Below are 13,546 nucleotides of genomic sequence, written 5' to 3'. Positions count from 1 at the left end.
CTCCTCCTGGGTTAGTGGTTGGTTACGGGTGTGGGATTGGAAGTATGAGCGCAATTGGCAGCGTTGTCGGGATGTGCGCTACGCGCATGCTGCGTCACCCACCAGTGCATGGCGATGGCCGCGGCCGCGGCCACGTTGAGGGAACGGGTGGAGCCATCCTGGGTGATTTCCACCGCGCCGTCGCAGCGCTCAAGCAAATCGGGGGAGATCCCAGCGGATTCCTGCCCGAAAACCAGCAGGCAATTCTCCGGAAGTTCGGACTGCTCCAGGGGCACCGCGCCCTCCTGGTTATCGATGGCGATGAGCTGGTACTTATGCTCGCGCGCCCATTCTTCCAGGTCAGCCGGGGTGGGATGGTAGTACATCGTGAGGTAGCGGTCGGTGACGAGCGCCCCGCGCTTATTCCACTTGTGCCGCCCCACGATATGCACGCCACCGAAATTAAAGGCATTGGCGCTGCGCACAATCGACCCGATATTGAGGTCGTGCTGGAGATTCTCAATGGCGATATGGGCGCTGACCGCCCGGCTTGCCATATCGGCCTTGATCGCTTCCACGCTCCAATAACGATATGCGTCGACGACGTTACGGTGGTCACCTTCCGCTAAAAGCTGCGGGTCCAGGCGGGGGTCGTCCGGCCAAGGCAGCGGGTGCGGCCCCACCCCGACCGTGCGTTTTTCACCGTAGGGCGAGCCGCCCGGTTCTGGAATGCGGTGCGCGGGCAGCTCAGCGGCCTCATCCGCGAGCACGGCGGGATCGCCAGCGCCTGCGGTAGGCGCAGCATCAACGGCAGGCACGGCCTCGTCCGCGGGCGCGCTGATATCATCACGAGAATCACAAGACTGGGAAGAATCTGTCACTCTCCCAGTCTACCGGCGCGCCCGCCCCGACCATGGGGAAGCGCCATATTTACCCGCGGGCCACCGAGGCCCGTGTTTCGTTGGCGCCGTCGGCCTTGTACAGTGGTATACGCAAGCGCAATAAACGATTCGCCACCCCGAGCCCGGGTGCGGGAAACCCTAAGAAGTGGAGCAGCGATGACGAAGATGTGGAAACCTCTCGCGGTGGTGGCCGCCGGTGCCCTGATCCTGAGCGGGTGCGCGAATAATGCGCTGGTCTCCTCGGAAGGCGAGCACGGCCCGTCGATCAGCGAAGGGCACGACCGGGGCGGATCGGGCGGCGCTCCTATTTTTGACGAAAGCATTTCGAAAACCGGGCAGTTCACGCCGGTTGCCGATAACGCTCAGGCCCGCGAGATTATTAAACGCGCCATCGCCAAGCAGGATGAGATTATTGCGAAAAGCTCGCAGGATTTCTTCGGCACCGCCATCGGAATGGATATGTCCATGGAGATTTCCGCGGATGTGCCCGGTGATGGGCCCGGAGTGGCCACTATCGATATTGATATCGATGTAGATCCGAGCACCCGCCTCATGGCCATGCAGATGGATATTGACGCCTCCGGAATTCCCGGGGCGGAAGCGGAGGGCATGCCCAGCAAACTCTCCACCGCGCTGTGGATCGGCGAGGGTTCGAAGCCGGATACCGTCACGGTGTATACGAATATGGCCGGTTTCTGGAGCAAAACCGAGGAAAGCCTGGCCGATATTGTGTATTCCGGGGATGCCCCCACCTCGCCCGGCTCCTACCGCGGGGAAGATATTTTCCCGAATATTGAGAAGACCCAGGTTTTTGAGGACGCGGAAAACTACCTCATCGTCGGCCCGCTTTCCGAGACGATGGCGCAGGAAATGCAGGGCGCCTCGCCCGGTTTGGACCTGAGCGATTCCGCCAATCTTCAGGTGCGTATCGATAAGCAAAGTTACGAGGTGCGGGGCATGGCTATTGTGGCCCCGGCTTACTTCCAGGGCCTGCCCACGGAAACGCGGGTGCGCTGGGATTACCGCCAGGCCAAGCCGCTCCAGCTGCCCGATGAGGCACGTAAGGCCCCCGCGGAAAGCAGTAGTTTCTAAGCTTGAGTTCGCCCGGACAGCCCCGGTCCCGCGAATTTCCACACCAGGGCGCGCGGGGTGAAACGTAGCGCCGCGGCGGCCGCCTTGTACAGCGCGGTGGGCGTGACGAGCACCCGCCCGCGCCGGCATGCCTCCAGCGCGGCATTCACCACAGCTTCGGGCTGCGCGAAAAGCAGATCAGCCCACTGGCTAGCATCCACCGCGGCCCGCTCGTGGAATTCGGTGCGGATAAGCCCCGGAGTTACGCAGGTGACCGCCACCCCGTGCGGTGCCAGCTCCGCGGCCAGCCCTTCGGAAAATGTGCGCACCCAGGCTTTATGCGCGGAATAGGTGCCTTGCGCGGTGCCGGCCGTCATCGAGGACACGTTAATAATTCCCCCGTAGCCGCGGCGCGAAAACTCCCGCGCCGCCGCGTGGCACGTGATAAGAACCGCGCGGACCATCACGTCAAGCGCTTCTTCTTCCCGCGCCAGTTCCCCGGTGGAAAATTCCTGCCCCAGCCCAAAGCCCGCATTATTGACGAGCAAACCGATGGGCCGCGCATGCTGCGCTACCCGGCGCGCAACCACACGAGCGTCGTCGTGCCACGAAAGATCCGCGGCAAGCACCTCCACCTGCACCCCGGCGACCTGCCGCAGATCATGCGCAATCGCCTCCAAACGGGCCCGATTGCGCGCCACGAGCACGAGGTCATTTCCTTCGGCCGCGAGCTGCCACGCAAATTCCAGGCCGAGCCCGGCGCTGGCACCGGTAATAAGAGCACTTCCCATAACCGCTATGGTAACGTGCCCGCGGCTCTCTACACTGGTGCTATGCGTATTGCCACCTGGAATATTAATTCTGTGCGCGCCCGCGCCGAACGCGCCCGCGCCGTCCTGGAACGCTGGGACCTGGACGCCCTACTCCTCCAAGAAACGAAATGCACGCCCGCGCAGTTCCCGCGCGAAATTTTCGAAGAGGCCGGATACGAAGTCGCCTGCGCCGGCCTCAACCAGTGGAACGGGGTCGCGATTCTTTCCCGCGTGGGGATCGAGAACGTGCAGGTGGGCTTCCCCGGTCAGCCCGGTTTTTCTAAGGTCGACGACGACGGCGCGCTGCTCAGTGCGCCCACCGTAGAAGCGCGTGCCCTGGGAGCGCGCCTGGGTTCGGGGCCGTGCGCGGTCAATGTGTGGAGTCTGTATATTCCCAACGGGCGGGCCTACGGGGATCCGCATTTCCACTACAAGTTGGAATTCCTCGGTGCCTTGCGGGCGGCGGTGAGCGCGCGCCTGGGCGAGGAGCCGGAGTATCCGCTGCTGCTGGCGGGGGATTGGAATGTGGCCCCGCGGGATACAGACGTATGGGATATTGATTATTTCCGGAACGACGTTGGCATGTACGTGACCGCGGAGGAACGCGGGGCGCTGGCCGGGCTGCTGGAGGCGGGGCTCGCGGATATTACCCGGGCGGCCGAGGGTGCGGATTACACGTTCTGGGATTATCAACGCCTGCGGTTCCCGAAGAATCACGGGATGCGTATTGATTTCGGTTTTGCTTCCGCGGCGCTGGCCGCCCGGCATACCCGCTCCATCATTGACCGGGACGAGCGGAAGGGCAAAGGAGCTTCCGATCACGTCCCGGTCATTATGGAGTTTGCGGCTTAGGCGGCGGGGTTGTGGCGCGTGCCCGCCACGCTAGGCCGCGCGGGTGATCTGGGCGCGGCGCCGGCGGGTACGCAGGTGCAAAATCCGCGCGCAGCCTAGCCCCGTGGCCGAGGCAATAATGGCGTAGAGGAAGGCGCGGGTGTAATCGCCGTCGTACATAGCACCGATCTGCGCGCCGAGCCGCGGGGCGAAAATAGCGGCCACCGAAAAACCGGTGAAGGCGAGCGCGTAGTTAATGCCTTGCCAGCGCGGCCCGAAGCGATCCATGACGCAGGCGGGCATAATCGCGATGGTGCCGCCGTAGCTCAGGCCGAGCGCGAGGAGGCCGCCGGCCAGGAAGATGCCGCCGGTGAGGGTGCCGCGCCCGCCCGCGATGAGGAGGAGTAGACCGAAGGCGTCGCAGCAGAAGGTGACTTCGAGGGTGCGGGCGTGGCCGAGGTGGTCGGCGAGCCAGCCGAAACAGAAGCGCCCCGCGGTTCCCGCGCAGGCGTAGAGGGAAACGAAGAGCGCGGCGCTGGCCGCGGAGAAGTGGAACATTTTCGCGGCGATGGGCGCCGCATTGGAAACGATCATGAGGCCGGAGAAGGCCCCGGCGATGAAAATGGCGAAAATGAGCCAGAAGTCGGGGGTGGCGAGCATCTGGCGGGTAGTGAGGGACGGCCGGATGCTGCGCGCGGATGTGGGGGCCGGTTCGGCGGCGGGTGCCGGACCCGGTTTTACAGAAGGCGCGGCCACGCCTTCCACCGGGGCGGCGCGGTAATTAAAGGCCACGATGAGCGCGATCACCGCGTAGAGGCCAGCGAAAACCAACAGGGTGGTGCGTAGGTCACTGGAGTCGAGGAGTCGCTGGGCCAGGGGCGCCATAACGATGCCGGAGGCTCCGTTCACGCAGGAGATAATGCCGGAGATGAGCCCGCGCCGGCCCGGGAAGAAACGCAGGGTATTGGACAGCGCGGAGGTGAGGACCAGACCCATGCCGATGCCGCCGATGAAGCCGTAGCCGAGCACGAACAGGAGCGGGGAGCTCGCGTAGGCCGCGCTGGCCCAGCCGATGGCCGCGCACAGCGCGCCGATAGTTGCGGTCCATACCGCGCGGCCGCGGTCAATGAAGTACCCGCCCAGAAGCATTGGCAGCGGGGCGAGGGCATTGGTGAGAGTATAGGCGCCCATCGCCGCGCTCAGCCCGTAGAGCTGGGTGGCCGGGAGTTGGAAAATTGAGAAAACGTATGAACACCCGGTGATGAAGGTGAGCAGGCAGGCACAGACGAGCACCCGCCAAGGATGAACCTGACGCATGATTTCTCCGTCGTTACACGAAACCGCCCGTCGCGGCGCGACCGGCGGGTAACGCGGCGGGGCGGGCCTGTGCGCCCTGGAGGCGGCGCGAAGCCGCATACCGGGCGCGGGTATGAAACCGCATACCGGGTACGGACACGAAACCGTGCACCGGACACAGGCTCCCCGCCCGCGTTACCTACGGTAGCGTAACTTAGGGGTGGGGTGCCGACCGTGCTATCTCATTATTCGGCCATCGGAACCCGTGCACAAGGTTGCGGTTGAGAGTCAGTGACGGGTGTATAGAACGGGTTCGAATTTATCCACAGAATCGCGAAACGCCGCCCTTATCCACAGGGCGGTACATGGCTCTTTGCTACGCCTTGACGCCATGCAAGAATGGCGGAACCGGACGGGAAACCACCCGGAACTAGCAACCAAAGGAGGGAGACCATGAGTATTGACGGCGCAAGCAGAGTAACGCAAAATCTTACGCTTAACTCGCTTGAAGATGTTCTCAAGCGCAAGGAAGAAATCTTGCAGGAGGTCAGAATGACCCGCGAAGAATTTGACCTACGCGCCGAAAACTACCAGCTCGGCCCAGATGAGGCTGAAGCTTATTTCGAAATGGAAGGCTTAGATTATCTCGAGGAGTATTACCGTGGCGAATGTTGAGCTTGATAAGCAGACCGATGAATTTGCGGCGCACCTGCAGCGGATTGGGGAGCTGTTTGACCCCGAGTTTTCTCTATCGAAGCAGATGGCCACGAAGGGAGATCTTCCCGTAGCAAGACTGGTTGGCGATATTCACGTAAATAGTTTCCTTATTGTCCGTTTCGACTATATGGTTTTCGTTGATCAGGAAACCGGTTTACTCACTATCGATAATTCGATGTTCTCGGTACTCCCGGGGGCAAAAAACAGCGAGCCCTTGGTGCGCTGGGATTGTATGCGCTCACCGCACTCAAATATCCCTTGCGCACATATCCATGTGCATGCCCACTGTGATGAATGGGCATCAGCCATACTCACGGGTGATGAGCATTCTCCCCAATCGCACGGGTGCCCCGAGAACGAACCCCGCGCTCCCCGGATTGCTGATATCTGCCTCCCAGCAGGTCGGGGCTGGTTCCGGATCTGCCTGGAACAAGTTCTCCTCTTCGTTATTGACGAGATCGGGGCGGCATGCACACCTGAGGTACGCGAAGCACTCGATCACGGCATCGAAAAATGGGAGGAGGTCCAGCTGGAAGCCATGGTGCGTGCTAACCCCGCCCTCGCACTCGAAGCCCTCGAAGCCCTCGAAGCGTGAGCTGTGAGCGACGGCTGTCAAGCGCAAGTTCAATCTGCACTGCTAGCGCAACCGAGAAGAATCGGACGGATAAGGTGCGGAAACCCGCAGCCCGCAAGGCAACGGCCCGTAGACTACCTCATTCGGCCATCGTTACCCGCACAAGAAGCAGCTAGAGCAGCTCCGCCACTTCCGCGATGGAGGGATGCACATAATCGGGGCGGTAGGGGAAGTTCACGATTTCCTCTTGCGCAGTGGAACCGGAAAGCACCAGGTGGGTTTGCAGCCCGGCTTCCATGCCCGCGAGGATATCGGTATCCATCCGGTCCCCTACCAGCGCGGTTTCTTCAGAATGCGCATCAATAAGATTGAGTCCCTTGCGCAGCATGACCGGATTCGGCTTACCCACGTAATAGGGCTGGCGACCGGTGGCTGCGGTAATCATCGCGGCCACCGCCCCGGTTGCCGGAATCGGGCCCAGATCGGAAGGACCTGTCACATCCGGGTTGGTGGCAATGAACCGGGCACCCTTGTTGATGAGGCGGATTGCGGTGGTGAGGGCTTCAATGGAATAGGTGCGGGTTTCCCCGAGAACCACCACTTCCGGATTGACATTCGTCATGACGAAACCGACGTTGTACATCGAGGTAGTGAGCCCAGCTTCACCCACCACGTAGGCGCGCTTATTCTCTACCTGGTCCGCGAGGAAATTCGCGGTGGCAGCTGCCGAAGTCCAAATATGATCTTCCGGAACGATCAGCCCGGCCGCTTCCAAGCGGGCGGATAGATCACGCCGGGTAAAAATCGAATTATTGGTAAGAACGAGATAGGGGTACTCTTTTTCGTTGAGTTTATTGAGAAAATCCGCGGCGCCCGGAAGCGCCTTTTCTTCGTGGATGAGCACACCATCCATATCGGTGAGCCAGTTTTTAATCACTCGTGTCATACCGCCATGATATCGAGTTTCGTAGCTCCCGGAACGTGCCGAGGGCCCAGGCCGCTCGCTCTGGCTAACCCGGCCCGCACACGCAGGCAGCTTAGAGCCGCGTGTATCAGCCCCGCGCCACACCGCCTGCTTAGGCCCGCGCCTGGCGCAGGTACCGGTACACCGTCGGCTCGGAAAGATTCATCGCGAGCGCCAGGTCGGTCACCGCCCCGCGCAGCTGGAAGAATCCATCCTCGTCCAGCGAACGCACCACTTCCAGGCGCTCGGCCTGGGTGAGGTGATCCACCGAGACGTGGTAACGCGAGAGCACCGATTCCATGGCAGCCGTTTTCATATCGGCAACCGAGGAAGCCAAAATTTCCGGCTTTTCCGCCGGCGCCTCCTTGCGCCGTTCGGGATTGGGGAAATACAGGGAGGCGATTTTTTTGACTGTTTCGTCCAATTGACGCAGCACGGTTTGGTCAGAATTAAGACAGAGCATCCCAATGATGCGGCCCCGTCGTCGTATAAAAAAGGTGGAGGAACGCAAGGTGCGCGCGCGGCCGGGCGTAATCGCCTCGTAACCGGTGAGGTAATCGGCCGTGGTACCTTCGCCGGCGCGCAACACCCGCAACATGAGGTCGGTGGCCGGGGAACCTACGGTGCGCTGAGTGACATGCGAATTCGCGATGGCGATAACCGAATGGTCCAGGTCGCTCACGTCGTGGAGCACCACCTCGGTGCTCTCCCCCAGCGCCACCCCGAGGAATTCCACCAGCGGCTTGAAGGAAGCCACGTACTCGCTATCCTCCTGGGATATTGCTTCACCAGATATCCCTTCGCGGGATATTGCAGAGTCCACTTCGCCTGATATCTCTTCCCGGGCCCCAACTTCTTGGGTCATCGCTTCTCGTGGCGCGTCGTCGCGTTCCACTGCCTCCATGGCACAGGCTCCTTCCTGCCTACGGCCCCATTGCTGTATCTTCTGACAAAATATCTTAAATGACGGCATAGTGCGGGGGTGCGCACCGCAATGAGTGGCACCCCCGACTAACCGCCCTGCGTTACAGGGTCTCTTCACCCTTGGCGATGTAGGAATCCATCTCCTTTTCGGGAACCATATTGCCGCCGGTGATCCACGTGAGGTGGGTGGCACCCGCGAGCTTCTCCGGGGTCAGGCCCGCCCGCTCCAGGTACTCGCTGGCGGCGAGCACGTGGAAGGGCCCTTCGAAGGAAGTGGAGGAGGAAGGTTCGATGCGCAGGTCCTCGGTCTGGGCCAGGAGCGCCACGTTTTCGTACATGGTCTGGTCCTCAACGGTGTAGTAGCCGTCGATGAGGTACTGCATGCGCGAACCCACGAAAGCGGAGGGCCGCCCGCAGGCCAGGCCGTCCGCGGCGGTGAGGTTATCGATGCCGAAATCTTGCACCGCGATCTCGTCGTGCTTGCCGGTCATCACCCCGAGGAACATGGAGGGCGAATGGGTCGGCTCGGCGAAGATGCAGTGGACGTTGTCACCGAACACGGTCTTGAGGCCGAAGGCCACGCCGCCCGGGCCGCCACCCACGCCGCAGGGCAGGTAGGCGATCAACGGATGATCGGCATCCACCGTGACATCCAAGGACTGGAACTGGCCCTGCAGGCGGCGCGCGGCCACCGCGTAGCCGAGGAAGAGCGAAGGCGAATTCTCGTCATCCACGAAGTAGGCAGTGGGATCCGATTCGGCTTCCTTGCGGCCCTGGGCCACCGCCACCGAGTAATCCGATTCGTATTCCACCACGTTCACGCCATGGGAGCGGAGCTTATCCTTCTTCCACTGGCGCGCATCGGCGGACATATGCACCGAAGCCTGGAAACCAAGCTGGGCGGACATAATGCCGATGGACAGCCCCAAGTTCCCTGTAGAGCCCACCGCTACCTTGTACTGGGAGAAGAACGTGCGGGCTTCTTCGGTATCGAGCTTGCGGTAGTCATCCTCGAGGGTGATGAGGCCGGCTTCCAGCGCGAGTTCTTCGGCGTGCTTGAGCACTTCGTAGACACCGCCGCGGGCCTTGATCGATCCGGAAATCGGCAGGTGGGAATCAAGCTTCGCCCACAGCTGGCCCGGAATCTGCACACCCTTGCGTTCAGCGAGCTTGGCTTGCATGGTCGGAACCGCGACCAGCGGGGATTCCAGGATGCCAGCCGTGGGGCGAGCGGCCGGGAAAACTTGGCTAAGGTAGGGGGCCCAGCGCTTGAGCCGAGCTGCGGCGTCGTCCACATCAACCACGGTCAGGCCGACCTTTGCCAGGCCCTCCGCGGCGGGAAGCACCTCCGGATTGAACCAATCCGCGACCTTGAGGTCCACGAGGTCCTGAATAAGCGGGTAGTCCTCCACCCACTGTTCGAGCGTTTTTCCAGCGATAGTTGTCATAACTGAGTCCTTTCTCAGATGTGTTGGGGATAAGTGTGGTGCTGCGAATAAGCGTGCGGCGGCGAATCCCGCGCCTAGATCACCAGGTGAAGCAGCATGGTCATGCACAGCGCCACCACCGAAGCGATGGTGGTGCCCACGGTGAGAGTCTTGAGTGCATCCCCCACCGAAATGCCCATGTATTCCTTGTACAGCCAGAAGAGCGAATCGGTCACGTGCGTGAGGCCGATGGCGCCGGCGCCCACCGCAATCGCCATGAGCGCGGGGCTGAGATCCGGGGAGGCCTGGAGCATCGGCAGCACGATCCCGGCCGCGGAAATCATGGCGACCGTAGCGCTCCCCACCGCGAAGTGCAGCACAATGGCGATGAGCCAGGCGAGGATCAGCGGGCTCACGGGCAGGCTTCCCATGGCGCCCGCGATGGCCTTGTCCATCCCGGAAGCCATAAGCACCGCGTTGAAGGCACCGCCCGCGCCGATAATGAGGAGCACCCCGCCGATGGGACTGAAGGAGGAATCGGTCACCGAGGACAGGTCCGAAAGCGACTTGCCCCGCGAAATCCCCAGCGAGAAGTACGCGAAAATCACCGAAATAAGAAGCGCCAGAATCGGATTACCCACGAGGTCCACGAATTGGCGCAGGCCGTTTTCTTCGGGCAGGGTCTGATCCGCAACGGTGCGGCACACCATAATAATGAGCGGCAGCAGAATTGTGAGCAGGGTAATGCCGAAACCGGGCAGGGAACGGTCCGCGTCGTCGTTCTTGAGAACATTTTCGCCCGCGGCAGGCACGTCACCGGAGGTTCCGTTTGATTCGGGGCCGGGTTTTCCTTCGGCGACGACGCCGCTTACCTGGCCGGCGCCCGCGGTGACATGTGCACGTTCAAGCTGACGCAGCCCAATTCCGGTGTAGAGCGGGCCGCCAATGAGGGCGGCTGGGATCCCAACGATAAGGCCAAGCATGATCACCATGCCGATATCCGCACCGAGGGTACCAGCAATAGCGGTAGCGGCCGGGTGCGGGGGCAGGATGCAGTGCACCACCATGAGGGAGATGGCCAGCGGCACTCCCACTCGGATCTTCGAGCAGCCCACTTCCTTGGCCACCACGAAAACGAGGGGCACCAGGAGTACGAAGCCAACTTCCACGAAGACCGGGATACCGGCGATCAAGCCGAGGAATGACATAACAATCGGGGCGCGTTTCTCGCCGAAAACTCGGAGCATGCCTTTGGCGAGGCGTTCGGCCCCGCCAGATACTTCCAGCATTTTTCCGAGAATTGCGCCGAAGCCAATAATAAGAACGAGGAATCCGAGCGTTCCACCAACGCCCTTTTCGAGTACATCGCCCACTTCCGCGGGCTTCACGCCCGTGACCAGTGCGACGGTAATCGCTGCGATGGTCAGGGCGATCGAGCCGTGTAATTTCAAGCCGACGATGAGCACAACAACGAGCACAATCGCCGCTATGAGGACTGCGATCAGCCCTCCGGTTCCTAGGGTCATCATAACCTCCCGTGTAGCGCCACATCAGTGTCGCCTGTTCCCAGCCTACACACCCGACGATACTTTTGTCATCATGATAAGTTTATTATCACGCTGTGGCACAGCTTGCATGGGCCCGCAGCTTTCTGCGGAGATGGCAGACTTGAGCCATGCCCGTGGATAACAACACCGTTAGTAGCGCCGGTAATCGCCCGGATAGCCGCTCTGATGGCCAGCTTAATGGCCGCCTCGATAACCGGCTCGCTTCTGATTCTTTTAGCTTCCCGCACGCGCTCGGTGTTATTGACGGCGCCGGGCGCACCACTTTTTCTTATGGAAACACCCGGGAGATATATCCATATATGTCGGTCACGAAGCTTCTGGTGGCTTGGGCCACCCTCATTGCAGTGGAGCGTGGTCTGGCTGATTTTGATGATCCGGCCGGCCCTCCCGGTTCCACGGTGGTTCACCTGCTCGCGCATGCCTCCGGGTTGCCGGAGGAGGAAGGTCCGGCGCGGGCCGGCGTGGAAGAGAAGCGCATTTATTCAAATTACGGCTTTGAGGTGCTCGGCGATTATCTGGAGAAACGCACCGGGATCTTGATCCAGAATTGGGTGCGGCAGGTGGTGATTGAGCCGCTGCGCCTGAGTTCGGTGGCGGTGGAGGCAAGCCCGGCGTATTCGGCGGTAGGGAATTTGCGTGATCTGGCGCGGTTCGCCGGGGAGCTGCTGCGCCCGCGCCTTATTTCCACCGGGTTGGCGCGCTATGCCACCACCGTACATTTCGACGGTCTGCCCGGGCTGCTGCCCGGCTACGGCTGGCAGCGCAATAACACCTGGGGTTTGGGGATGGAGATTCGCGGGGAAAAGGACCCGCATTGGACGGGCCCCTCATTTTCACCCCGCACCTTCGGCCACTTCGGGCAATCAGGCTCGTTCCTGTGGGTGGATCCGGAGCTCGGCAAGGCCGGGGTTTTCCTAGGAGCCCAGCCTTTCGGGCGCGAGCACCGCAAGTTCTGGCCTGCGCTCACGGAGGAGATGCGCGGCCTGTAGAACAGCGCCCGCGGCGGGTTTCCCTACCACGGGCGCTGTCACACACAACTCACTCGCGTGGAGTGACCGCTTTAGTCTTCGCCTTCGCCGTTCGGGGAGACGAGGATCTTGACCGCGGTTTCGTTGCGGTGGATGAGGGTGTCGAAGCCCTTGTCAACGAGGTCTTCCAGGTTGATCTTGCCGGTAATGAACGGGGCAAGATCGATCTTGCCCGAGGCGACCAGCTCAATCGTGTCCGGGTGGGTATTGACGTAGCCGATAACGCCGCGCACGTCGAGTTCCTTCATGACCACGGAGTGCATATCAATATTCGGCTGGTGGCCCCAGATCGACATATTGACGAGCACGCCGCGCGGCCCGAGCGCCGCGATGAGCTGGTTGAGTACCACGTCCACCGAGGTGCATTCGAAGGCAACATTGGCGCCCACGCCGCCGGTGAGTTTCTTGGTTTCTTCCACGATATCGACTTCGCGCGGATCCCAGGCGTAGTCAACCACGCCGGCATCAACGGCGCGCTGGCGGCGCAGTTCGGAGAGTTCCGAGACCGCGACCTTGAGGCCCTTGGCTTTGAGCACCGCACAGCAGAGCACGCCGATGGGGCCGGCCCCGCCCACGAGAGCGAAATCGCCTTCCTTGACGTCGCCGCGGTCCACGCCGTGGACGGCCACGGAGAGCGGCTCGATGAGGGCGGCCTGGTCAAGCGGAATATTGCCCGGGATCTTGTGGACCCAGCGCCGCTTGACAACGATATTTTCGGCCAGGCCGCCGCCGCGGCCGCCCAGGCCGATGAAGTTCATATCGGGAGACAGGTGGTACGTGGTCGATTCGGGACCGGTATCCACGCTGTCGCGGATAATATACGGTTCGACGACGACGTGGTCGCCGGCCGCGAGGTCCGTTACGCCTTCGCCAACTTCGGCAACGACGCCGGACATTTCGTGCCCGAGGGTGACCGGGACTTCCTCACCCGAAATCGGATGCGGGTGGCCTTCCGCGGGACAGAAGATGGGACCGTCGAGGTATTCGTGAAGATCGGTACCGCAGATACCGCACCAAGCAACCTTCACCCGCACAGTGCCGGGTTCGAGCGGCTGCTCTTCGATATCTTCGATGCGAATATCGTGGTTACCGTAGTAACGCGCTGCTTTCATATCTCCTCCATTGGGTAGACCGTGCGCGATTGCGCGCTTTTTATTTTAGTCGACGACGACGCAACTATGAGGTGCGGACCACTTTTTACGCTGCACGCTGGATTGGAGACACGCCCTTGCTTTCTGGGCTGGAGGCAAGGCACGCCCGCCGTGGAGGAAACAGCCGCGCCGCCATTCTGCTCGTCGGTTCGCTGTGGCCTTAGCGGTTAAATGCGTGTGTGGGGTGCCAGCCCCAAAAGGACTAACACCCCACACACAATCAACAAAATATGGCGGCAGTGACCTACTCTCCCACACCCCACCGAGTGCAGTACCATCAGCGCAAACAACCTTAGCTACCG

Annotated in this window: 13 protein-coding genes; 5 read left to right on the top strand and 8 right to left on the bottom strand. The window is 61.6% G+C overall.

Features of this window, described 5'->3' with window-relative positions; all coding sequences use genetic code 11:
• Window positions 1-11: 11 nt before the first annotated feature.
• Entirely contained in the window at window positions 12-860 is an 849-nt protein-coding gene (locus ACRQDJ_RS07880) for a TrmH family RNA methyltransferase (RefSeq protein ID WP_434736390.1), read from the bottom strand.
• 177 nt (window positions 861-1,037) lie between these two features.
• On the opposite strand from ACRQDJ_RS07880, the gene ACRQDJ_RS07875 reads away from it, so the two are divergent.
• Entirely contained in the window at window positions 1,038-1,973 is a 936-nt protein-coding gene (locus ACRQDJ_RS07875; RefSeq protein WP_435717977.1) for a hypothetical protein, read from the top strand.
• Here the strand turns inward: ACRQDJ_RS07875 and ACRQDJ_RS07870 are convergent.
• Window positions 1,970-2,743, bottom strand: a complete 774-nt coding sequence (locus tag ACRQDJ_RS07870; RefSeq protein WP_435717976.1) for an SDR family NAD(P)-dependent oxidoreductase — start codon at window positions 2,741-2,743, stop codon at window positions 1,970-1,972. The two genes, ACRQDJ_RS07875 and ACRQDJ_RS07870, sit on opposite strands and share 4 nt — an antisense overlap.
• Before the next feature lie 42 nt (window positions 2,744-2,785).
• On the opposite strand from ACRQDJ_RS07870, the gene ACRQDJ_RS07865 reads away from it, so the two are divergent.
• Window positions 2,786-3,616, top strand: a complete 831-nt coding sequence (locus ACRQDJ_RS07865) for an exodeoxyribonuclease III (RefSeq protein WP_435717975.1) — start codon at window positions 2,786-2,788, stop codon at window positions 3,614-3,616.
• Window positions 3,617-3,646: 30 nt separating this feature from the next.
• On the opposite strand, the gene ACRQDJ_RS07860 is transcribed toward ACRQDJ_RS07865, so the two are convergent.
• A complete protein-coding gene (locus ACRQDJ_RS07860) occupies window positions 3,647-4,912 on the bottom strand; it encodes an MFS transporter (RefSeq protein WP_435717974.1) in 1,266 nt (421 codons plus the stop codon).
• Window positions 4,913-5,344: 432 nt separating this feature from the next.
• On the opposite strand from ACRQDJ_RS07860, the gene ACRQDJ_RS07855 reads away from it, so the two are divergent.
• The gene (locus ACRQDJ_RS07855) at window positions 5,345-5,566 is read left to right on the top strand and encodes a hypothetical protein (RefSeq protein WP_435717973.1); all 222 of its coding nucleotides are present in this window, start codon (window positions 5,345-5,347) and stop codon (window positions 5,564-5,566) included.
• Complete coding sequence (locus tag ACRQDJ_RS07850) at window positions 5,553-6,203, top strand: hypothetical protein (RefSeq protein ID WP_435717972.1); 651 nt, start codon at window positions 5,553-5,555, stop codon at window positions 6,201-6,203. The genes ACRQDJ_RS07855 and ACRQDJ_RS07850 overlap by 14 nt, the downstream gene beginning before the upstream one ends.
• Before the next feature lie 151 nt (window positions 6,204-6,354).
• On the opposite strand, the gene ACRQDJ_RS07845 is transcribed toward ACRQDJ_RS07850, so the two are convergent.
• The 4 genes from ACRQDJ_RS07845 to ACRQDJ_RS07830 all read right to left on the bottom strand — a co-directional run bounded on the left by ACRQDJ_RS07845 (window position 6,355) and on the right by ACRQDJ_RS07830 (window position 11,026).
• Window positions 6,355-7,128: an HAD-IIA family hydrolase gene (locus tag ACRQDJ_RS07845; RefSeq protein ID WP_026429073.1), complete on the bottom strand. Its 774-nt coding sequence runs from the start codon at window positions 7,126-7,128 to the stop codon at window positions 6,355-6,357.
• Window positions 7,129-7,258: 130 nt separating this feature from the next.
• On the bottom strand, window positions 7,259-8,050 hold the full coding sequence (locus tag ACRQDJ_RS07840; protein ID WP_435706251.1) for a helix-turn-helix transcriptional regulator: 792 nt from the start codon (window positions 8,048-8,050) through the stop codon (window positions 7,259-7,261).
• Window positions 8,051-8,171: 121 nt separating this feature from the next.
• Window positions 8,172-9,518, bottom strand: coding sequence for a D-serine ammonia-lyase (gene dsdA, locus ACRQDJ_RS07835; protein ID WP_087070282.1), 1,347 nt, complete (start codon window positions 9,516-9,518; stop codon window positions 8,172-8,174).
• A gap of 74 nt (window positions 9,519-9,592) precedes the next feature.
• Window positions 9,593-11,026: a GntT/GntP/DsdX family permease gene (locus ACRQDJ_RS07830; RefSeq protein ID WP_435706250.1), complete on the bottom strand. Its 1,434-nt coding sequence runs from the start codon at window positions 11,024-11,026 to the stop codon at window positions 9,593-9,595.
• A gap of 146 nt (window positions 11,027-11,172) precedes the next feature.
• On the opposite strand from ACRQDJ_RS07830, the gene ACRQDJ_RS07825 reads away from it, so the two are divergent.
• Window positions 11,173-12,054, top strand: a complete 882-nt coding sequence (locus tag ACRQDJ_RS07825; RefSeq protein ID WP_435717971.1) for a serine hydrolase domain-containing protein — start codon at window positions 11,173-11,175, stop codon at window positions 12,052-12,054.
• A 71-nt stretch (window positions 12,055-12,125) separates the two neighbouring features.
• Here the strand turns inward: ACRQDJ_RS07825 and ACRQDJ_RS07820 are convergent, their stop codons facing one another.
• Window positions 12,126-13,205 carry a 2,3-butanediol dehydrogenase gene (locus tag ACRQDJ_RS07820; protein ID WP_435717970.1) on the bottom strand — a complete coding sequence of 360 codons (1,080 nt, stop codon included), beginning with the start codon at window positions 13,203-13,205 and terminating at the stop codon, window positions 12,126-12,128.
• Window positions 13,206-13,546: the final 341 nt, after the last annotated feature.

The sequence above is a fragment of the Actinotignum urematis genome, assembly GCF_051264595.1.
GTDB lineage: Bacteria > Actinomycetota > Actinomycetes > Actinomycetales > Actinomycetaceae > Actinotignum > Actinotignum timonense_A.
Note: the sequence above shows the minus strand (reverse complement) of the source record. Positions and strands in the feature narration are given on the sequence as shown.

Excerpts from the sequence above, each read along its gene's own strand:
- ACRQDJ_RS07875 (WP_435717977.1), top strand. The coding sequence starts at position 1,038 with ATGACGAAGATGTGGAAACCTCTCGCGGTGGTGGCCGCCGGTGCCCTG.
- ACRQDJ_RS07870 (WP_435717976.1), bottom strand. The coding sequence starts at position 2,743 with ATGGGAAGTGCTCTTATTACCGGTGCCAGCGCCGGGCTCGGCCTGGAA.
- ACRQDJ_RS07865 (WP_435717975.1), top strand. The coding sequence starts at position 2,786 with ATGCGTATTGCCACCTGGAATATTAATTCTGTGCGCGCCCGCGCCGAA.
- ACRQDJ_RS07860 (WP_435717974.1), bottom strand. The coding sequence starts at position 4,912 with ATGCGTCAGGTTCATCCTTGGCGGGTGCTCGTCTGTGCCTGCCTGCTC.
- ACRQDJ_RS07855 (WP_435717973.1), top strand. The coding sequence starts at position 5,345 with ATGAGTATTGACGGCGCAAGCAGAGTAACGCAAAATCTTACGCTTAAC.
- ACRQDJ_RS07845 (WP_026429073.1), bottom strand. The coding sequence starts at position 7,128 with ATGACACGAGTGATTAAAAACTGGCTCACCGATATGGATGGTGTGCTC.
- ACRQDJ_RS07840 (WP_435706251.1), bottom strand. The coding sequence starts at position 8,050 with ATGGAGGCAGTGGAACGCGACGACGCGCCACGAGAAGCGATGACCCAA.
- dsdA (WP_087070282.1), bottom strand. The coding sequence starts at position 9,518 with ATGACAACTATCGCTGGAAAAACGCTCGAACAGTGGGTGGAGGACTAC.
- ACRQDJ_RS07830 (WP_435706250.1), bottom strand. The coding sequence starts at position 11,026 with ATGATGACCCTAGGAACCGGAGGGCTGATCGCAGTCCTCATAGCGGCG.
- ACRQDJ_RS07825 (WP_435717971.1), top strand. The coding sequence starts at position 11,173 with ATGCCCGTGGATAACAACACCGTTAGTAGCGCCGGTAATCGCCCGGAT.
- ACRQDJ_RS07820 (WP_435717970.1), bottom strand. The coding sequence starts at position 13,205 with ATGAAAGCAGCGCGTTACTACGGTAACCACGATATTCGCATCGAAGAT.